This window comes from Mucilaginibacter phyllosphaerae, assembly GCF_004378255.1.
GTDB classification, from domain to species: domain Bacteria; phylum Bacteroidota; class Bacteroidia; order Sphingobacteriales; family Sphingobacteriaceae; genus Mucilaginibacter; species Mucilaginibacter phyllosphaerae.
The window spans coordinates 126,894-147,215 of record NZ_SNQG01000004.1 but is presented as its reverse complement, the minus strand read 5'-3'; the positions used below and the strand labels follow the sequence as shown (position 1 = coordinate 147,215).

At 44.4% G+C, this 20,322-nt stretch carries 18 protein-coding genes; 12 read left to right on the top strand and 6 right to left on the bottom strand.

The window, feature by feature from the left end:
- The first annotated feature begins 26 nt into the window (after nucleotides 1–26).
- The 9 genes from E2R65_RS11750 (at nucleotide 27) to E2R65_RS11710 (ending at nucleotide 11,454) form a co-directional block, all read left to right on the top strand.
- Nucleotides 27–1,193: a pyridoxal phosphate-dependent aminotransferase gene (locus tag E2R65_RS11750; protein ID WP_134336674.1), complete on the top strand. Its 1,167-nt coding sequence runs from the start codon at nucleotides 27–29 to the stop codon at nucleotides 1,191–1,193.
- Between the two features lie 110 nt (nucleotides 1,194–1,303).
- The gene (locus E2R65_RS11745) at nucleotides 1,304–2,284 is read left to right on the top strand and encodes a Hint domain-containing protein (RefSeq protein ID WP_134336673.1); all 981 of its coding nucleotides are present in this window, start codon (nucleotides 1,304–1,306) and stop codon (nucleotides 2,282–2,284) included.
- 296 nt (nucleotides 2,285–2,580) lie between these two features.
- Nucleotides 2,581–2,658: a potassium-transporting ATPase subunit F gene (locus tag E2R65_RS20010; RefSeq protein WP_134336999.1), complete on the top strand. Its 78-nt coding sequence runs from the start codon at nucleotides 2,581–2,583 to the stop codon at nucleotides 2,656–2,658.
- Between the two features lie 12 nt (nucleotides 2,659–2,670).
- Nucleotides 2,671–4,386, top strand: a complete 1,716-nt coding sequence (kdpA, locus tag E2R65_RS11735) for a potassium-transporting ATPase subunit KdpA (protein WP_134336672.1) — start codon at nucleotides 2,671–2,673, stop codon at nucleotides 4,384–4,386.
- A gap of 52 nt (nucleotides 4,387–4,438) precedes the next feature.
- Complete coding sequence (kdpB, locus tag E2R65_RS11730) at nucleotides 4,439–6,472, top strand: potassium-transporting ATPase subunit KdpB (protein ID WP_134336671.1); 2,034 nt, start codon at nucleotides 4,439–4,441, stop codon at nucleotides 6,470–6,472.
- A 20-nt stretch (nucleotides 6,473–6,492) separates the two neighbouring features.
- A complete protein-coding gene (locus E2R65_RS11725; protein ID WP_134336670.1) occupies nucleotides 6,493–7,065 on the top strand; it encodes a K(+)-transporting ATPase subunit C in 573 nt (190 codons plus the stop codon).
- Between the two features lie 281 nt (nucleotides 7,066–7,346).
- Complete coding sequence (locus tag E2R65_RS11720) at nucleotides 7,347–8,402, top strand: porin (RefSeq protein ID WP_134336669.1); 1,056 nt, start codon at nucleotides 7,347–7,349, stop codon at nucleotides 8,400–8,402.
- A gap of 173 nt (nucleotides 8,403–8,575) precedes the next feature.
- Nucleotides 8,576–9,694: a sensor protein KdpD gene (locus tag E2R65_RS11715; protein ID WP_134336668.1), complete on the top strand. Its 1,119-nt coding sequence runs from the start codon at nucleotides 8,576–8,578 to the stop codon at nucleotides 9,692–9,694.
- Entirely contained in the window at nucleotides 9,691–11,454 is a 1,764-nt protein-coding gene (locus E2R65_RS11710; protein ID WP_134336667.1) for a HAMP domain-containing sensor histidine kinase, read from the top strand. Before E2R65_RS11715 ends, E2R65_RS11710 begins: the two co-directional genes overlap by 4 nt.
- Here the strand turns inward: E2R65_RS11710 and E2R65_RS11705 are convergent.
- From E2R65_RS11705 to msrA, 6 genes are all read right to left on the bottom strand, one after another.
- Entirely contained in the window at nucleotides 11,451–12,674 is a 1,224-nt protein-coding gene (locus tag E2R65_RS11705) for a BamA/TamA family outer membrane protein (RefSeq protein ID WP_134336666.1), read from the bottom strand. The two genes, E2R65_RS11710 and E2R65_RS11705, sit on opposite strands and share 4 nt — an antisense overlap.
- Before the next feature lie 159 nt (nucleotides 12,675–12,833).
- Nucleotides 12,834–13,655: a TlpA family protein disulfide reductase gene (locus E2R65_RS11700; RefSeq protein WP_158285267.1), complete on the bottom strand. Its 822-nt coding sequence runs from the start codon at nucleotides 13,653–13,655 to the stop codon at nucleotides 12,834–12,836.
- 348 nt (nucleotides 13,656–14,003) lie between these two features.
- Nucleotides 14,004–15,116 carry a peroxiredoxin family protein gene (locus E2R65_RS11695; protein ID WP_134336664.1) on the bottom strand — a complete coding sequence of 371 codons (1,113 nt, stop codon included), beginning with the start codon at nucleotides 15,114–15,116 and terminating at the stop codon, nucleotides 14,004–14,006.
- A gap of 186 nt (nucleotides 15,117–15,302) precedes the next feature.
- Nucleotides 15,303–15,896: a fasciclin domain-containing protein gene (locus tag E2R65_RS11690; RefSeq protein ID WP_158285266.1), complete on the bottom strand. Its 594-nt coding sequence runs from the start codon at nucleotides 15,894–15,896 to the stop codon at nucleotides 15,303–15,305.
- A 286-nt stretch (nucleotides 15,897–16,182) separates the two neighbouring features.
- Entirely contained in the window at nucleotides 16,183–16,695 is a 513-nt protein-coding gene (gene msrB, locus E2R65_RS11685; protein WP_134336662.1) for a peptide-methionine (R)-S-oxide reductase MsrB, read from the bottom strand.
- A 2-nt stretch (nucleotides 16,696–16,697) separates the two neighbouring features.
- On the bottom strand, nucleotides 16,698–17,231 hold the full coding sequence (msrA, locus tag E2R65_RS11680; RefSeq protein WP_229704619.1) for a peptide-methionine (S)-S-oxide reductase MsrA: 534 nt from the start codon (nucleotides 17,229–17,231) through the stop codon (nucleotides 16,698–16,700).
- A 379-nt stretch (nucleotides 17,232–17,610) separates the two neighbouring features.
- Here msrA and E2R65_RS11675 point away from each other — a divergent pair, with 379 nt between their 5' ends.
- The 3 genes from E2R65_RS11675 (at nucleotide 17,611) to E2R65_RS11665 (ending at nucleotide 20,305) form a co-directional block, all read left to right on the top strand.
- Nucleotides 17,611–17,802 carry a cold-shock protein gene (locus E2R65_RS11675; RefSeq protein ID WP_121247510.1) on the top strand — a complete coding sequence of 64 codons (192 nt, stop codon included), beginning with the start codon at nucleotides 17,611–17,613 and terminating at the stop codon, nucleotides 17,800–17,802.
- A gap of 148 nt (nucleotides 17,803–17,950) precedes the next feature.
- Complete coding sequence (locus tag E2R65_RS11670; protein WP_134336660.1) at nucleotides 17,951–18,808, top strand: sigma-70 family RNA polymerase sigma factor; 858 nt, start codon at nucleotides 17,951–17,953, stop codon at nucleotides 18,806–18,808.
- 192 nt (nucleotides 18,809–19,000) lie between these two features.
- Nucleotides 19,001–20,305, top strand: coding sequence for an NAD(P)/FAD-dependent oxidoreductase (locus E2R65_RS11665; protein WP_134336659.1), 1,305 nt, complete (start codon nucleotides 19,001–19,003; stop codon nucleotides 20,303–20,305).
- Nucleotides 20,306–20,322 lie beyond the last annotated feature (17 nt).

Below are 20,322 nucleotides of genomic sequence, written 5' to 3'. Positions count from 1 at the left end.
CTAACTGAAACTAAAAATACTTTACAATGGCAAACTCAATTAACCGCAGAAACTGGATCAGATCCAGCGCTTTTATAGCCGGGGGACTGGCTTTTTGTTCGGGCACCATCGGTAAACTATCGGCCATGCCTAAACGCATGCTCAGGTCAACCCGCGCATTAACAGATAGCGAAGCCGCGCTATCCGGCCCGTTTGACCTGAAGGCGCGGTTACTGGCAAATGAAAACCCCTTCGGCCCTTCGCCCGCCGCTAAAAAAGCCATTGCAGATGCGCTTGATAAAAGTTACCAGTACCCGTTTATGATGATGTCGCAGCTATCGGGCAAAATTGCCGCCTATGAGGGTGTGGCGTTAAAAAATATCGTGATGGATTCGGGCTCCACCCCGTTGTTACATGCTGCTGCATTGTGCTACACAAAAGGTGGCAAAAGTGTGATCACCGGCGACCCATCTTACGATGACCTGCCAACCTATGCCGAGGAATTTGACGGCAAATGGGTAAAAGTACCGCTTACTGCCGATTATAAGTTAGACCTTGATGCCATGGAAGCAAAGGTAGATGCCAATACCGGCATGGTTTACATTTGCAACCCCAATAACCCAACTGCAACCGTTGTAGATACCGCCAAACTGAAAGCCTTTTGCGAACGCGTATCCAAAAAAACAATGGTATTTGTTGATGAAGCTTATATAGATTACCTGCCCGATGCCCAGGCAGCTACCATGATAGGGCAGCTAAAGGCCGGCAACAATATTATTGTGGCGCGCACCTTCTCTAAACTTTATGGCTTTGCCGGCCTGCGTTTAGGTTATGCCATTGCACAGCCCGAAACGATAACGATGCTTAAAAAATATTCGAGCGCGGGTTTTAATATCAGTTCTACTACGCTGGCCGCTGCCCTTGCTGCTTACCAGGAAAAAGATTTTTTAGCCGAAACCCTTAAAAAAACCAATGAATCTAAAGAATACCTTTATTCGGTATTAAAGCAAGAGGGGTATGACTACATCCCTTCATCAGCGAATTTTGTGATGTTCCCGATAAAAATGGACGGCAAAAAATTCAGTACCGAAATGTTTAAACGCAGCGTAGGCATCCGCGACTGGAAACTGAATGGCAAGGACTGGTGCCGCATTTCCATCGGCCGCATGGACGAGATGGAAGCGTTTGCAGCCGCCTTTAAAGAAATATCTTAATTGAAAAACAGACAAAAACCAATCTACAAGAAACAGAACGCATAAACGACTTTATTTTTTTTTCTGTCTTGATTCCTGACTCTTTATAATCCTGACCCTCTATTAAAAACATGCGTAAACTTACACTAACACTATTATTTGCAGGCTCGGTTTTAATGAGCCGGGCACAAACCGTAACGCCCAGGCCGCTTACGATGGCCGAATATACCAAAGCACAAACCTTTAACATTGCCGATCTGGATAAGGACACCTATGTAAAGTTTGAGAACACTTACATACTCGACCGTTATGAGGGCCGCAAGCCTTACTTTATTACCGGCAGCGACGGCCTTAAAAAACGGATAGACCTGTATAAACTGATCGCTAAAGAAGGTATGCAGGAAATTGGGACCATGGTTTTCTATACTAATGAAAAAGGTAAACTGTACAAAGCCTTGGTGCCCGATTTTACCGCTGACGGCAAAGTTTGGGAACAATATTTTCTGGATATAGACAATATCAACAAGGTAGAAACTAACTTTATTCTGAAGCTATCTTACGTACTCTCTAAAGAGTTTAGCTTTCAGCAATACAAACTGCTTAACGGCGGTAAGGATCTGAAAGAAGAGTCGGCCACTTATGGTAATGATATCTGTTTCCCCGGTGATGAAATGGTAACGATGGCCAATGGCGCCAAAAAACTTTTAAAAGATGTAAAAAGCGGCGATGAGGTAATTACCGTTGATCCGGCTACAAAGGTATCATCTGCCGTAAAGGTAAAAGAACTAACCACGCACGATGCTAAAAATTATGCCTTAACCAAACTGGTACTGGTATCGGCACAGGTTAATGGCAACAACATCCTGTTAAACAGCAAGGTATTGCAGGCCACGCCAAACCACCCTATGCTAACCAAACAGGGTAACCAAAAAATTGGCGACATTGCCTTAGGGCAGGATGTATTATGCCTTAACGAGCAAACCGGCCAATACGAAAGCTTTACCGTGCTGTTAAGATCTGAACACGCCGGTGGCACCCAAAAAGTTTATAACATTGTTGCCGATGGCGGCAGCACCGTAATTATGAATGGCGTTATGGTGATGCAGAAATAGGCCGGTATAGCGCATTCCTAACAGGCGGGCAACCCGCCGGCATACACCCCTCCTCTTCCAAAACGATAAAAAACCCTTCCAAAATGGAAGGGTTTTTTATTTAATCAGATTTTTTGAAATATACAAATATTTATCAATCAACCACTTATAGATAAATTTCCGTAAACGGCATCGCTATTGGCATGGGTGGGCAAAACAATACTATAATGATCACCATACTTCTCTTCCTCGCCATCCTCGTCGGCTGGTGGGTTATTTTCAAATCTATCGACTGGTTCGAAAAAATCTAACGCAACATGATAGCACTATTCATTATCTCTATCGCAGTTTTTTTATACATAGTATATGTACTGCTTAAACCCGAAAACTTTTAACCTGAACAAACAATGAACACAGAACTATTTGGAATTATTGCCTCATTTGCCCTGATGCTGGTTATAGGCATACCACTGGGCAAATACCTGGCAAAAATGTTTGCCGGCGAAAAGGTTTGGACCGACTTTATGAAGCCTTTAGAAAACGGCATCTACAAGCTATCCGGCATCAACCCCAACGAACCCATGAACTGGAAACAGTTTTTAAAAGCCATGATGTGCATCAACCTGCTTTGGTTGGTTTACGGCTTTTTTGTGTTGATGTACCAGGATAAGCTACCCCTTAACCCGGATGGTAACCCCGGCATGACCGCCGACCTGGCCTTTAACACCATCATTAGCTTTGTAGTTAACTGTAACCTGCAGCACTACAGCGGCGAAAGCGGCGCCAGCTACCTCATACAGCACTTTATATTTATGTTTCTGCACTTTGTAAGTGCCGCAACAGGTATAGCTTGCGCTGTAGGTTTGTTTAAAGCCTTCCGCGATAAAACCACTAACGATATCGGTAACTTTTGGAATTACTTTATAAAAGCCATTACCCGCTTATTGCTGCCCTTATCGGCTATAATAGCTTTAATATTAACCTTTAACGGTACGCCAAGCAGCTACGCCGGTAAAGATCAATTCATATCCCTGCAGGGCGATACCGTGCATGTATCGCGCGGCCCGGCAGCACAAATGATAGCCATTAAGCACCTGGGCACAAATGGTGGCGGCTGGTTTGGTGCAAACTCTGCCCACCCGCTGGAAAACCCCAACTACCTCACTAACATGGTAGAGATCACTTCGCAGATGATCATCCCTATTGCCATGGTGTTATGCTTCGGTTATTTTATCCGCCGCAAAAAACTGGGTTGGGTAATTTTTGGGGTGATGATGATTGGCGCCCTGCTACTGCTTATCCCAAGCATCGGCAGCGAAACCGGCGGCAACCCCGCCATTGCCAAAATGGGCATTATACAGCCAACCGGCGCTATGGAGGGCAAGGAAGTACGCTTTGGGCCAACCGCGACAGCCTATTGGAGTACTTTTACCACTATTGTATCAACAGGTTCGGTTAACGGCATGCACGATAGTACGATGGCCCTTACCGGTTTATGGCAACTGCTGGGTATGATGATCAACGGCTTCTTTGGTGGCTGCGGTGTGGGTGTATTAAACTACTTTATCTACCTCATCATCGCCGTGTTTATATCCGGCCTGATGGTTGGCCGTACCCCGGAATTTTTAGGCCACAAGGTGGAGGCCCGGGAAGTAAAGATAGCCGCTTTGATAACCCTGCTGAGTCCGTTTTTAATTATGGCGGGTACAGCCATAGCCGCTTATGTATTCACCAACCACGGCAATGCCGCCTGGGCCGTTAAACCATCGGCATGGTTAAACAACCCCGGTTTCCATGGCTTTAGTGAGATGCTTTATGAGATGACCTCAGCCAACGCCAACAACGGATCGGGCTTTGAAGGTTTGGGCGATAACAACATTTTTTGGAACGTATCTACAGGCATTGTGATGCTGCTGGGCCGCTTCCTGCCAATTATAGGCCCTGTGGCTATAGCAGGTTTGCTTGGGCAAAAGAAATTCATTCCAGAATCTGCCGGCACGCTTAAAACCGATACGGTAACCTTCGGGCTGATGACCTTTGCTGTGATACTGGTATTAAACGCGTTATCCTATTTCCCTGCCCTGGCACTGGGCCCTATTGCAGAGTTTTTTTCATTGAAATAAAAAGCCTTACCACAACCCCTCTCTAAAACAGAGGGGCTTTAGATAAAATACAATGACAACCAAATCAAATAAATTATTCGAACCGGCCCTGGTGCAAACCGCACTGAAGGAGTCGTTCATTAAACTAAACCCTAAAATAATGCTGCGCAACCCGGTAATGTTTACCGTGGAAGTGGGTACTGTTGTAATGCTTTATATGTGCATTTACAGCCTTTTACATGCCGGCCAGGGTTCGTTTGCCTATAACCTTATTATTTTTACCGTACTGCTGTTAACCCTGCTGTTTGCCAACTTTGCCGAGGCCATTGCCGAAGCACGCGGTAAAGCACAGGCCGATAGCCTGCGCAAAACCCGCGAAGAAACACCCGCCAACGTTTTAATGCCCGATGGCAGCATCGTTACCAGATCATCAAACGAACTGCGCAAAGGCGATATGTTTGTTTGCGAGGCCGGCGACACTATCCCTACAGACGGCGAGATCACCGAAGGTTTGGCAACGATAGATGAATCGGCCATTACCGGCGAATCGGCCCCGGTTATCCGCGAGGCAGGCGGCGATAAATCATCCGTAACGGGTGGTACCAAGGTATTATCAGATAAGATAAAGGTTGTGGTGACCACCGAGCCGGGAGAAAGCTTTCTGGATAAAATGATAGCCCTGGTAGAAGGAGCATCGCGCCAGAAAACCCCGAACGAAATTGCCTTGACCATTTTGTTAGCCAGCTTTACACTGATCTTCATCATTGTATGTGTTACGCTTAAACCATTTGCAAATTATGCCAACACCCCTATCACCATAGCAGCGTTGATCTCTCTTTTCGTTTGTTTGATCCCTACCACTATCGGCGGCCTTTTATCGGCCATCGGTATTGCAGGGATGGACAGGGCCCTGCGTGCCAACGTAATTACCAAATCTGGTAAGGCGGTAGAAACTGCCGGCGATATTGATGTATTGCTGCTGGATAAAACCGGTACCATTACCATCGGTAACCGTAAGGCAACCCAGTTTTGGCCGGCACCGGGCGTATTGCCCGAAGACCTGGTTAAGGCTGCCGTGTTATCATCATTAGCTGATGAAACGCCCGAAGGTAAATCTATTGTAGAACTGGCACAGCAAAGTAATATGCGTGTTGCCATGACACCGCCTGCAGGTGCTGAATTTATCAAATTTACGGCCGAAACCCGCGCAAGCGGTATCAATACTACCGATGGTCTGCGCATCCGTAAGGGGGCATTTGATAGTATCCGCAACATGTCGGTAGCGGCCGGTAACCCATTCTCTGCCGATGTGGAAGAGCGTGTAAAAGCCATTGCCAGTAATGGCGGTACACCGCTGGTAGTATCGCAAAACGAAGTGGTTTTGGGTACGATTGAATTGCAGGATATTATTAAACCGGGTATTGCCGAACGTTTTGAGCGCCTGCGCAAAATGGGGATCAAAACCGTAATGGTTACCGGTGATAACCCGCTTACTGCCAAATTCATTGCCGAAAAAGCCGGTGTGGATGATTTTATTGCCGAGGCCAAACCCGAGGATAAGATGAACTACATTAAGCACGAGCAGCAGGAAGGCCGTTTGGTTGCCATGATGGGCGACGGTACCAATGATGCCCCTGCCCTTGCACAGGCAGACGTAGGTGTAGCCATGAACAGCGGCACACAGGCAGCCAAAGAAGCCGGTAACATGGTGGATCTGGATAACGACCCAACCAAACTGATAGAGATCGTAGAGATAGGCAAGCAATTGCTCATCACCCGCGGTACGCTTACCACCTTTTCTATCGCTAATGATGTGGCCAAGTATTTTGCTATTGTACCGGCATTGTTCATAGCATCTATCCCGGCATTACAGGCCATCAATATTATGCGCCTGCACAGCCCGGAGAGCGCCATTCTGTCTGCCGTGATATTTAACGCCATCATCATCCCGATGCTGATACCATTAGCTCTAAAAGGTGTGGAATATAAACCTATTGGCGCCAGCGCGTTGCTTCGCCGTAACTTGCTGATATACGGTTTAGGCGGTGTGATTGCGCCGTTTATCGGTATCAAATTAATCGACTTACTTATTTCCTTATTCTTCTAATTAATCTAATTAATAAGATCATGAAATCAAATCTCATCAAATCAATACGTGTAACCTTAATACTCATTGTGATATTATGTGTACTATATCCCTTAGCCATATCTGTTGCAGGTAAGCTATCCAAAGGCCACGGCGATGGCGAAACCATTACCCTTAATGGCAAAGTGGTTGGTTATGCCAATATTGGCCAAAGCTTTACCCAGCCCAAATACTTTTGGGGAAGGCCATCGGCAGTGGGTTATAATGCAGCAGGCAGCGGGGGCAGCAACAAAGGGCCAAGCAATCCCGATTACTTAAAAGATGTAAACAGCCGCATAGATACCCTGCTTAAATATCACCCTTACCTTAAACGCGCCGATATTCCTGCCGAAATGGTAACGGCATCCGGCAGTGGCCTGGACCCTGACATCTCACCGCTTGCAGCAAAGATCCAGATAGAGCGTGTGGCAAAAGTACGCAACCTTACTACTGATGCTGTTGCCGCGTTGGTAAACCTGCATACCGAAAAACCACTTTTTGGCCTGTTTGGCCCTGCCAAGGTGAACGTTTTAAAATTAAACGTTGCTTTGGACGAACTAAAAAAACAGAACTAATCGATGTCATGATGAGCTTGTCGAATCATGAGCGGCGAGGCCTTTGCACGCCCTTCGACAGGCTCAGGATGACCCTTTTTAGAAAATAAATAAAGATATCTCATGATGAGCTTGTCGAATCATGAGCGGCGAGGCCTTTGCACGCCCTTCGACAGGCTCAGGATGACCCTTTTTAGAAAATAAATAAAGATATCTAATGATGAGCTGTCGAACTGTGAGCGGCGAGGCCTTTGCACGCACTTCGACAAGCTCAGGATGACCCAATAAAATATATACTCAAAATGAAAAAACTACTACTAACCGCAGCCATATTTACAGCTGCCATAGCCGCTAAGGCACAAGATACTACCAAAAGCGCTGATAATCCTTTGATTATTTCAGGCTCGGTAGATGCTTATTATAAATACGATTTCTCCAGGTTCAGGAATGCGGCAGGTAGCTCAAATATCCCCACCAGTTTCGCAACAGATCAAAATTCCGTATCGATAGGAATGGTTGACCTGGCCGTAAAAAAGAAGGTTAGCAAAGCATCCTTTGTAGGTGAGTTATCCTTCGGGCCGCGTGGCGAAGCACAATCTATCCCCAATAACGGTACCAACGGGCAATCCTTTCATATCCAGAATTTATATATGGGTTATGACGTTACCGATAAACTGAACCTGACGGCAGGCTATATGGCCACATTTGTAGGTTACGAAGTGATCTCCCCGGTAGGGAATTTTAGCTACTCTACCTCCTACCTGTTCACCAACGGCCCGTTCCAGAATGCTGGTTTTAAGGCTACTTACGCTTTCAACAGCAAGGTAAGTTTAATGGCAGGTATTTTTAACGACACCTGGAACAACTATCAGTCTACCCGTGATGTATCTACTTTTGGTGCGCAGCTGTTTGTTAGTCCGGTTAAAGGGTGGACAGCCTACATCAACCTGTTAAGCGGCAAAACATCAGGTACCATCATCGACCTGACCACCGCCTACCAGATCACCAATGCTTTTAAATTAGGGTTGAACGGTGCATCCTTCTCGGCACCTGATGCCGTAAAAGGCGGCTTTGAGGGTGTAGCATTATACCCGCAATTAGCCGTATCAAAAGATGTAACTTTAGGCCTGCGGGGCGAGTACTTTAAAACAAAAGAGGGCGGCTTTGCACCTGCCGGCCCACCGGCAGGCAAATCTATCACCGCGTTTACCTTAACGGCCAATATAAAGGCCGGCCCGCTTACGCTGATACCGGAAGCAAGGCTGGATAATGGTTCAACCACGCAGTTTTTAAACAGCAATGGCGGGCCAACCAAGCAGGCATCGCAATTTTTGGTAGCAGCGGTTTACGCGTTTTAGAAAGAAGCATGTTCATCATTTACTCACCCGGTCTTTGCTTCGCTCGGCCACCCTCTCTTCGCTACGCGCAAAGAGGGCTTGTTTTTCACCCTCTTTGCGAAGCAGAGAGGGCCGACCAGCGCAGCGTAGTCGGGGTGAGTAAAATACGACATAAGTAAGTTTAACAAATTATTATGGCAGACACATCCGTAAAAAACTTCCTCGATCTGGTCAAAAAATCCAGGCGGGGCAAGCTGAAGATCTATATCGGCATGAGCGCCGGTGTGGGTAAAAGCTACCGGATGCTGCAGGAAGCCCATGCTTTGCAACGCAATGGCATCGGCATACAAATAGGTTATATTGAAACCCATAACCGCGCCGAAACCCACGCCCTGCTGGATGGCCTGCCTGTTATTGCCCGCCGTAAAACATTTTACAAAGGTAAAGAATTGGAGGAAATGGACCTGCAAGGCATCATTAACCGCCACCCCGAAGTGGTTATTGTGGATGAACTGGCCCACACCAACATAGAGGGCAGCAAAAACAGCAAACGCTGGCAGGATGTGCTGGACATACTGGAAGCGGGCATCAGCGTGATAACCGCCGTAAACATTCAGCACCTGGAAAGCCTGAACGAGGATGTGGAGCAGATAACCGGCATCACCATTACCGAGCGCATCCCGGACAAGATCCTGGATCTGGCAGATGAAGTGGTTAATATCGACCTGACCGCCGATGAACTGGTAGATCGCCTAAGAGATGGCAAGATCTATGAGAAGGCCAAGATAGAACGTGCGCTGCAAAACTTTTTCCAGAGCGATAAGATCCTGCAGCTGCGCGAACTGGCACTGAAAGAGGTTGCCCACCACGTAGAGCGCAAGATAGATACCGAGATACCCAAGCAGATCAAACTGCGGCCCGAAAAATTCCTGGCCTGCATATCATCCAATGCCGAAACGGCTAAGATCGTGATCCGTAAAACTGCCCGGCTGGCCTCCTACTACCGGTCGCCCTGGATAGTGCTTTATGTGCAAAGCAGCAGCGAAAGCCTTGACCGCATAAAGCTGGATAAACAACGCCACCTCATCAACAACTTTAAACTGGCCACCGAACTGGGTGCCGAACTCATTAAACTAAAAAGCGACGCCATCACCCAAACCATTATGAAGGTAGCCGAAGAAAAAGAGGTGACCACCATTTGCATTGGTAAACCCCATTTAAATTTATGGCAGGTGATACTAAGAACGGCTATATTTAACGAGTTGCTGAACAAGATCGCTTTAACAGAAACTGATTTAGTAATATTATCATGAAAGTAAGAACTAAACTCCGGTTAGGCTTCGGCTTTTTATTTTTGGTGGTGCTGTTTTTTGGCGCTACCGCATTGTTTTACATCCGCGATATCTCTGAAAATTCTAAAGTTATCCTGAAGAATAACTACGAATCGCTGAGTTTTGCGCGGGAGATGCGCACCATTCTGGATAATAACGACTTGCCCCTTACCCCGGATGCCGCAAATAAATTCAACCAATACCTGCTGCAGCAGGAACATAACATAACCGAACCCGGCGAAAAAAAGTTTACCGGGGAACTACGGGCAAATTTTGAGCAGCTAAAAGCGTCGGCTGCAATGCCTGTTCAACTGCATGCCGACCGTACCCTGCGCCATACACTTAGCAAAATAGAGCATCTAAATATGCTGGCCATTGTGCGCAAGGATAACAACGCCCGTGCATCGGTAAAAAAGGCAACTTTGTTTTTAGGGCTGGTGGGCACATTTACTTTTTTGGTGCTATTTAGTTTTAGTGTAAACTTCCCCGGTTTTATTGCCAACCCGCTGCGCGCCTTGTTAGAAGGGATCCGCGAGATTGGAAAGGGCAATTACAGTAAACGCCTCCATTTTGAACAGAACGACGAATTTGCCGAAGTAGCCAATGCTTTCAACTTAATGGCCGCCCGTTTAAACGAATGGGAGAACAGCAACCTGGCCACCGTAGTATCAGAAAAACGCCGGATAGAAACCATTATTGAGCAGATGCAGGATGCCATCATCGGGATCAACGAAAAGCAGGAAGTACTGTTTATGAATGATGCCGCGCGTAAAACGCTAAATATTACTGATGATAAAGTGATTGGCCAAAATGCCGGTAACCTGGTAAAAAGTAACGACCTGCTCAAATCTATCCTGAAAGACGATGCAGGCATTAAACCATTTAAAATTGTGCTGGATGGCCGCGAGCTTTACTTCCAGATGCAAAGTAACGATATTGTGGTGCCTAACCTGAGCGAAACCAGGGGTGCTTTGCAATTAGCCAACCGCTCGGCAGGTAAAGTTTATATCCTGAAAAACATCACCGAATTTAAGGAACGCGACGAGGCCAAAACCAACTTTATCGCTACCATATCGCACGAGTTAAAAACCCCTATTGCATCCATAAAAATGAGCCTGAAGCTGTTGAACGATCAGCGCGTAGGCACTATTAATGCCGAACAGGAACAACTCATCAACCATATCAATGATGACAACGACCGCCTGCTGAAGATAACCAGCGAACTGCTGGAACTATCGCAGGTAGAAACAGGCAACATCCAACTAAACTTTGTGCCGGTTAACCCGATGCAGATCGTAGATTATGCCATCACTTCCATCAAATTCCAGGCAGAGCAGAAACACGTAAAGCTGGAGATACTGAAGGCTGACAAACTGCCTGATGTGCAAGTAGATATTGAAAAAACGGCCTGGGTGCTGGTCAACTTTTTATCAAACGCGCTACGCTACAGCGCCGAAAAATCAAAAATAGAGATCAGGGTAAGCGCCTTAAACCAGCAGGTGGAGTTTGCAGTGAAGGATTTTGGGAAAGGCATCGACGAAACTTATCAAAAACGTTTGTTCGACCGATACTTCCAGGTGCCTACTGATGGGCAGAATAAATCGGGATCGGGCCTGGGGCTGGCTATTTCTAAAGATTTTATAAACGCGCAAGGCGGCACTATTGGCGTAGAAAGTGAAATTGGCGCCGGCAGCCGCTTTTGGTTTAGTTTACCGATAGCAAACATACAGCAAACAGCTTAAAAAGCTTCACCAAGGTTGAGCATAATGGTACGATAGCCCTGGCTAAAGCCATAATCTATCCCGATGTTGGTGTTGGTTGCCTTGTTGAATTTAATGCGCAGCCCGCTCCCCGCAGCCGGGTGCCACGATTTAAATAAGGTGCCCGATCCGCTTACCGTATTAACGTTGGTAAACAGTACAAAACCCAACAAACCATTGGCGGTAATATCCCGGCGGTATTCGCTTTCCAGGTAAAACAACGTGCGGCCACGGTAACGGTTCTGGTCTATCCCCCTGGCAGAGCGGTTGCCGGGGTCCCAGCCCGTACTCGGCAGATCCAGGTAAGGCGTACTCCTGCTCAAAGCCTTCCAAAAGTACGACCAAAAGGCCAGCGTATTCTGTTGGTTTGGCTTTGCCGGGTTTAAAGAAACATACTTGCGTACATCAATATATACCGACTGCCAGGTGTTTTGGCTACCCAAAACCTTAGGGTTAAACCGGTAAATAATATTAGCATAAGCGCCCGGTAAAGGGTTAATAGAATTATTGCGGGTATCATAAAGCAAATTCAGGCTCAGGCCGGAGGAGAAAGAGTTACCGCTGGTGCCCCGTTCATAATTGGTAAAAGTTGGCAGATCAATAGCCGGGTCATCACTTCGGATACCCACCCGGTAATCCAGGTTGTAGCCAATACCGGCAAAAACGTAGGGCTTAATGCGTTTTAACACGCTTTGGTAAAAGCGGATGTACTTATAATCAACCATTACCCTATCCAGGTAACCGTTTGCACTGCCCAGGCCCCAGGTATATTGCGGGTACACCAAAAAACGGGTATCGCCCTGTATGGTCCACTCGTTATTGGGCAGCCAGATGCTGGTACGCAAAGGCAGGCCAAACCTGCCGTTAAAATTCAGGTAAGGTGTAAAGTTAGCGCTTGATATATTGGTGGTTGCCCGCGGCCCCAAATACATACCGGCGGTGGTGCTGGTGATCAGGGCCCTACCGCTCCCGCCGGGCACCGATGCACCAATAGGCAGAAACGAAAAATAAACCCTTTTATCTTTTTGCACCCTTTCCTTTTTATCCTTGATAGAGAAAAGATCGCGCGCCAGGTCTATCAGGTCTACCTGTTTTGCGGTATCCAGCACGGTGTTATTCCCCGGGATAATGGTAGATGCATTCTGAGCAAGCAGCTGCGACGAAACAAAACAAAAAATAATGGCAATAAACCTTTTGTACATATCAGCAAATCGTATTTAATACTCGCGCACCGGCTTGAATAGCAACGACAGCAGAACCAGGCATTTGTTTTGAATTTAACTTAAATACGGGCAATAAACAGGTTTAGTTACATTTTTAACGCTTTTTAACAATGCGCAAGGCTTATTATCAAAATTGCATTAGAGTTTTTTAAGCATTCGCTCCAAACTATCCAACTCTACATTGCGGCCTATCAGCCGGCCTTTATTGTTTAATACATAATTAGCCGGGATGCTTTTGACAACAAAGTTCCTGATGTTTTTTGAATCGCTCTGGTCTACGCATTCGGCAACATTATGCCAGGGTATCGAATCCTGGGCGGAGGCCCTTTTCCATTTCATGGCATCCTCATCAATAGATACAGAAACAATATCGAACCCTTTACTTTTGTACTTGTTGTATATAACTTTCAGGTCGGGCGTTTGCTGCCTGCACGGCGCACAATAGGAAGCCCAAAAATCAACCAGGATGATCTTTTTATTGGCGTAACTGATCTTAAAATCATCCCCCTTTAAAGTTTTACCGTTTATTGGCGATGCTTCAGCCCCGATATAAATATTCTTCACCGATTGTAACAGTTCATTCGCCTCGTTGTAATATTTGGTTTGCTTTACGGCAGGGCTTAAACCATCCAAAACTTTTTTATAAAAAGCGTAGCGTTCAAACAAGTCATAAACATTGGTTATCAGGTATGGGGTAATGAGTGTATTGGGGTTTTTAACAATAAACTGATGAATAGCTGCTAAATTGGCGTTATTTATACACTCATCCATTTGGGTAATCGTATCCAGGTATTTTCTGTACAACGCGTCTTTATTTTTTAAGAGGGCATCATCCGATAGGTTAATATAATATAATCTTTGATGCTTTACGGTATCTGTTATACGTTTAGCAAGGCTGTTAAACTCATTTAGTTTACTTTGATCGGCTGAGGATGAACTAAGATCATAACGGTTTTGCAAAATTTGTGCAGGACCTGTGGCCTTGAAAACATACGTTGATCTATCTTCTGCATAGAATGAGCAACCATGCATCCAGGGATAATTTTTATATGGAATTTTACTTGAAAAATCCAATCTGTAAAATCCATTTTCTGGTAATTCTACATTTATTTTAAATGAATTATTTTTTACAACAGTTGAATCATAAGTAATAGTAAAATCATCATTTATAACCCTTACTAACGTTCCATCAAGGCTATCAACAGTACTCGTGATAGTAATTACAGCACTATGCTTACATGAAAAAGCTGTACATATAATTAAAAATAAAAAAAGTTTATAAAAGGTTCTTGTTATCATGTATTTGCATTAATATTTAACCAACTCTTTCAGCTTCATTAATAGTTCTTCACCACGTATATTTTTTGCAATTATTTTGCCCGATGGGTCAATCAAATAATTGTCGGGTACGGCATAAACATAATATTGTACAGATACCTCGTTTTTCCATTCTTTCAAATCAGATAAATGTGTCCAGGTTAATTTATCATGTTTAATGGCCTGAAACCATCTTTCTTTGTCAGAATCTAAGGAAACACTCACGATAGTGAAATTTTTATCACCATAATCGTTAACAGCCTTAATTAAATTTGGATTATCTGCACGGCAGGGAATACACCACGATGCCCAAAAATCTATTAACACATACTTACCGCGAAAACTATCCAGGCTTACCTGCCTGCCTGCCGTATCTGTTTGTTTAAAGTTTGGCGCTGTTGCACCGATAAATAAATTGTCGATACGGTATTGCAGTTCTTTCCCCCAAGTGTTGTTTGTACTTTTTTGGGATAAGGTTTTAAAAACGGTTTTAATGGCATCTTCCGGAACCTGATCTATTATTTCATATAATATCAAGGTATTAAGATAAGATAATGGGTGATTTTTAATGTAACCCAGCGTCAGTTCAATATCTTTTTTAAGTTTTGGTACAGCAAGAGAATCTATTTTTTTCTTAAGAGTTTCTCTTACATCGCTATTTACATCTTTAGTGTCTAAATATTTGAAATAAGTAATACGTGCTAATTTGTAAGCTTTTGTTTCTTCAGAATAAGATTGGCTTAAAAAAAATCTATCATATTCGGCACCTGTTAAGTTACCTGTTACTGTTACTTTGTTCAAAACAGAATCTGCTATCCATACATCAGCCTTGCCCGGCCCCAGATATAATCTTGTGAATTTTTTATTTGCGTATAGCAGATAGCCTTCTCCTCCTGCCGCATTTACCTCAAAGGTAAACCGGTGGCCACTGGTTTTGGTAACAATCTTTTTATCAAGGTCGATTCGGCGGGGCACCCACCTTACAAGAGATATTTCTGTGCCATCTTTGATCAGAGGACAGCTGCCGTTGATTTTTACAATACTCTGCGCATGGGTTTGCAGGGTTATTAATAATAGGATAATAACCAGTAAATTTTTTTTCATGTTTTCTTTGAAATTTACAAATGAGGCCTAAGCGAACTTAGGCCTCCATAGGTTACTGCGTAGTGCATTAAAGCTATTTATTAAAAAGCAACAAAGCAACCATTACTTTAAAATCAAGCTGCTAAAAAAGCCGCCCCATGAATTTCATGAGGCGGCTTATCACTATTTTAAAAAATAAAAGATATGTTATTTAGGTGCCAAAACGCCATTTAAGCCGTTCACCACGCCGTTGGCGCCTATCAGGTCATACAATACCACCAGGGCTGTATTGCCTGCGGCGTTGGCCAGCTGCAGCTTTTTATCGGCAGTTACAGATAAGGTAAGCGTTTGCCCGTCGATAGTGGTTAGGGTAGCTTTACCTTTGCCTGCGTTTAATGCTTTAATAATATCAGCTTTGGCATATTTGCCGGTTACTACATGGCCTTTAAGCACGGTAGCCAGTTTTGCAGGGTCTTTCAGCAAACTATCCAGCTTTGCGGGCGGCAAGGCGCTGAATGCGGCATTATTTGGTGCAAAAATAGTATAGGGGCCGCCGGTTTTTAAGGTAGCATCAAGTCCGGCTGCCTTTACGGCGCTTAGTGCAGTAGAATAATCAGGATTACTTGCTAAAGCGCCAACTACATCGCTTGCGCCATCAGTTGCTGCCGGTGTTGCAGCTGTAGTTGTTGTGGTAGTAGTAGTGGCTTTTTTGGTAGTGTCTGGCTGTGTTTGTGCAAACACACGGCTGGCCGTAAAATTCATCAGTACTAATGCGCCAACCATTAAAATGGATCTTTTCATGTTGTTCATGTTTATATTCAATTTACTATTTGGTTAAAGCGTATAATTTTTCCCGTATATCCTGATCTATTTTTTTAATAATTACTGTATTTATAACGGCTAAAAAACAAAAATTGTTTAATAAGAAAGAAAAAACAACCAAAGGCGTTATAAAATACACTTTAAAGAAACTAATAGTCAGTTGATTAACAGGCAGAAAAAAAATCGAGTTTTTACTGGCCGGAAGCAGGATTATTGCAATAAAACAATCCGGGCGGCCCTTATAATAAAGTCCGCCCGGGTTGTTTTACAGCTCGTCGGGCTCAAAGTCTAAAGAAACAGAATTCATGCAAAACCTTTTATAGGTTGGTGCCGGTCCGTCGTCAAATATATGCCCCAGGTGCGATTTGCAGCGTGCGCATAAAACCTCGGTACGCTGCATCCCTACCGAATTATCTTCTTTATACAGCACACTGTTTTTCCTAACCGGTGCATAAAAACTTGGCCAGCCGCAGTCGCTCGCAAACTTGGCATCAGATCGGAACAGCTTGTTGCCGCAAACAGCGCAGTAGTAAGTACCCTTGGCGCTTTTATTCCAGTACTGGCCGGTAAAAGGGCGTTCGGTAGCCTGTTCGCGGGCGGTAGCATACAATGCAGGCGGCAAGATCTTTTTCCATTCCGCGTCGGTCACCCCGAGCGGGCGGGTATCTGTATTAGAGTAATAGGGGTTATTTTCATGGCCCTTATTGCTTTTTAAATGCTGCGCAAAGGTGCAGCTAAAGCAAAGCAATAAAATGGCAGTACTGTAAATGGTTTTCATATTTAGTCTTTCAGCTTGTTTTTAAATACCTTTTTAAACTTATCCAGTTCGGGCTGTATCACATATTTACAGTAGGGGTTGCTGCCCTTGTTCTGGTTAAAATAATTCTGGTGATAATCCTCTGCTTTATAAAACGCCGTGTACGGTGCTACCTGCGTAACTATTTTGCTTTTATAAGCCTTCTCGGTATTCAGCTTGCCTATGTAATAATCGGCTTTTTGCTTTTGGGCTGCATTATGGTAAAATATAGCCGAACGGTATTGCGTACCTACATCGTTACCCTGGCGGTTTAGCTGTGTAGGGTCGTGCGCTACAAAAAATGCAGCCAGTAACTCATCATAAGTAATTTGTGCAGGGTCGTAGATAATGTTGCATGCTTCGGCATGGCCGGTGGTGCCGGTGCTTACCTGTTTGTAAGTTGGGTTGGCAACCTTGCCCCCGCTATAACCTGATACCACTTTCTTAACACCTTTTAGCTGCTGAAACTTAGCTTCGGTGCACCAAAAACAACCGGTAGCAAAAGTTGCGGTATCCATTATGGGTTTGTTTGTTGTAAAACCTTTAATTGGCTTAACTGCAAAAGCAGAAAAGCCCGTAAGTAATAGCAGAATAATTTGAATGCTTATTTTTCTCATATGTTTAAGATATGCACAACATTTGTGTGCGGTAATTAACTAACGTAAAAAAAGGGTTTAAGTATTGCCGGTTTGTCGTAAAACAATACCAAAACTTACAGCAGCCAATTAATTGTGAGGTTGGCTGACAAAGTTGCTCGGCAAGAAGTGTGAAAAAACATTCTACTGCAATTTTAAACACAAATAAGGCAAATTAACGTGTATAAAGTACTTCATTTAATATTTTGATAGTGTTTTATCAATAATTAACAGTACTTTTGTATCTATTTAAATAAATATAATGCAACAAGGAACAGTAAAATTTTTTAATGAAGAAAAGGGTTTTGGATTCATCACCCCAAGTAACGGTGGCAAAGAAGTGTTCGTTCACTCAACAGGCTTAATTGATCGCATCCGCGAAAATGACAGCGTAGAATTTGAAGTTGAAGAAGGCAGAAAAGGCCCTAACGCGGTAAAAGTTAAAGTAGCTTAATACACTATAATTAATGATCGTGAAGCATCCGTTAGCTAACGGATGCTTTTTATTTTTTTCTTAGGGCCATTATATAACCCGTTCCCCGCTCTTTTAAAGTTTAATATTTTATTTAATTGCCGGCAAGGTAGCCGTTTAACCCCATTAAATGAGACAACTTAAGATAAGTCAATCCATCACCAACCGCGAAACCCAATCGCTTGATAAGTACTTAACTGAGATAGGTAAAGTAGACCTCATAAGCGCGCAGGAAGAAGTAATACTGGCACAAAAAATTCGCGAAGGCGACCAGGCCGCTTTAGAGCGCCTTACCAAAGCCAACCTGCGTTTTGTGGTATCGGTTGCAAAACAATATCAAAACCAGGGCATAACTCTTGGCGACCTTATTAACGAAGGTAACCTTGGCCTGATAAAGGCAGCCCGCCGCTTTGATGAAACCAAAGGTTTTAAATTTATATCATACGCCGTTTGGTGGATCCGCCAGTCGATCATATCTGCTATCTCAGATCAATCGCGCTCGGTGCGTTTGCCGCTTAACCAGATCGGCACACTCAGCAAGATCCGCAAAACACAATCATCGCTTGAGCAGGAACTTGAACGCGAAGCAACACCCGAGGAACTGGCTGAATGCCTGGAAACCACGGTTGAAAAAATTGCCGATTCGTTACGTAACTCGGGCCGCCAGGTATCTATAGACGCTCCTTTTCAACAAGGCGAAGAAGGTACGCTGCTGGATGTAATGCATAATGACGACCCAAGTACCGACAGTATGCTGATCCATGATTCGTTAGCTACCGAGCTTGGCCGTTCACTATCCAAACTGGGCGAGCGTGACCGCGAAGTGCTGATGCTTTTTTACGGCTTAGGTAACACACATACCCACACACTGGAAGAAATAGGCGAAAAATTTGAGCTTACCCGCGAGCGTGTACGCCAGATAAAAGATAAGGCGCTGCAACGTATCAAGCAGTCATCACGCAGTGGTGCGCTGCAATCTTATTTGTAGCAGATATTGAATTACAAATTATAAAAACCGCTTTTAATTATTAAAAGCGGTTTTTTTTGTTTCATCGGTTGCAGCCGTGCAAATCAGCATCATCAACACCATGTAAAATTAAGCAAATACATAGTGTAATAAGTACACAACAGTTACTTTTACATTGTCATTTATAAAGGTGACAAACTTAAATCTATAGAAATGAGCGATCTTTCTACCCAGGCAGTACAAGCAGGCAACACGCCGGGCACAGCCAAAAAAATTGTGGTTATCGGCGGCGGTTTCGCCGGTGTAAACTTTGCACAGGGCGTAGCAAAAAACAAAAACTACCAGGTTACCCTGGTAGATAAAAACAACTACAATTATTTCCCGCCGCTGCTTTACCAGGTATCCACCAGTTTCCTGGAACCATCAAGCATCAGTTATCCGTTCAGAAAGCTGTTCCGTAAGGATAATATCCGTTTCAGGATGGGCGAGCCGGTAAAGATCGACCCTGATAAGCAAACGGTTTATTTAAAAGACGGCGAATTAAGTTATGATTACCTGGTGTTTGCATCGGGCGCTAAAACAAACTTTTTCGGCAATCAAAATATCGAAAAAAATGCCATACCGATGAAAAGCATTGATGATGGCCTGCGCATGCGCAACGCTATGCTGGAAACTGTTGAACGGGCAACCATCACCCAGGACCCTGCCGAGCGTAAGAAACTGCTTACGGTAGTAGTGGCAGGCGGCGGGCCTACAGGCGTTGAGGTATCCGGCATGCTGGCCGAAATGAAAAAATACATCTTTAAAAAGGATTATCCGGAACTGATAAACCAGCCGGGCGCTATCTATATTATAGACGGCAGCCCTAACCTGCTGGGCGCCATGAGCGAAAAAACGCACCAAGAGGCTTATAAAGTACTTACCGCCCTGGGGGTTAAAGTTAAGCTAAACCTGCATGTTAATGATTATGTTGACGGCAGGATCATGCTATCAAACGGTGAGGTGATTGAATCAAACACCCTGATATGGGCCGCCGGGATTATTGCCAATACCTTTGAGGGCATCCCCGCAACCAGCCTTGGCGCAGGTAAGCGGATGATAACCAACGAGCATAATAAAGTAATTGGGGTGGATAATATTTACGCCATTGGCGATGCATCCATCCAAACAACAGATGAAGCTTACCCAAAAGGCCACCCGCAGATAGCACAGGTTGCGATACAACAGGGTAAAACCCTTGCTGCCAACTTTATAGCCATTGCTAAAGGGCAACAGTTAAAAACTTTTAAATACTTTGATAAAGGGGATATGGCTATTATTGGCCGCAACAACGCGGTGGTAGATCTGTTTAAGCACAAAGTACATTTTAGCGGTATCATCGCATTATTTATGTGGCTGTTTATTCACCTGATATCATTAGTGAATTACCGCAATAAATTGCGTACACTTTACAACTGGGCGGTATCTTACATCAGCCGAGATCAATCCTTCAGGATGATATTTAAATCGGGCATTTAAAGTATTGGTGCTTTTAT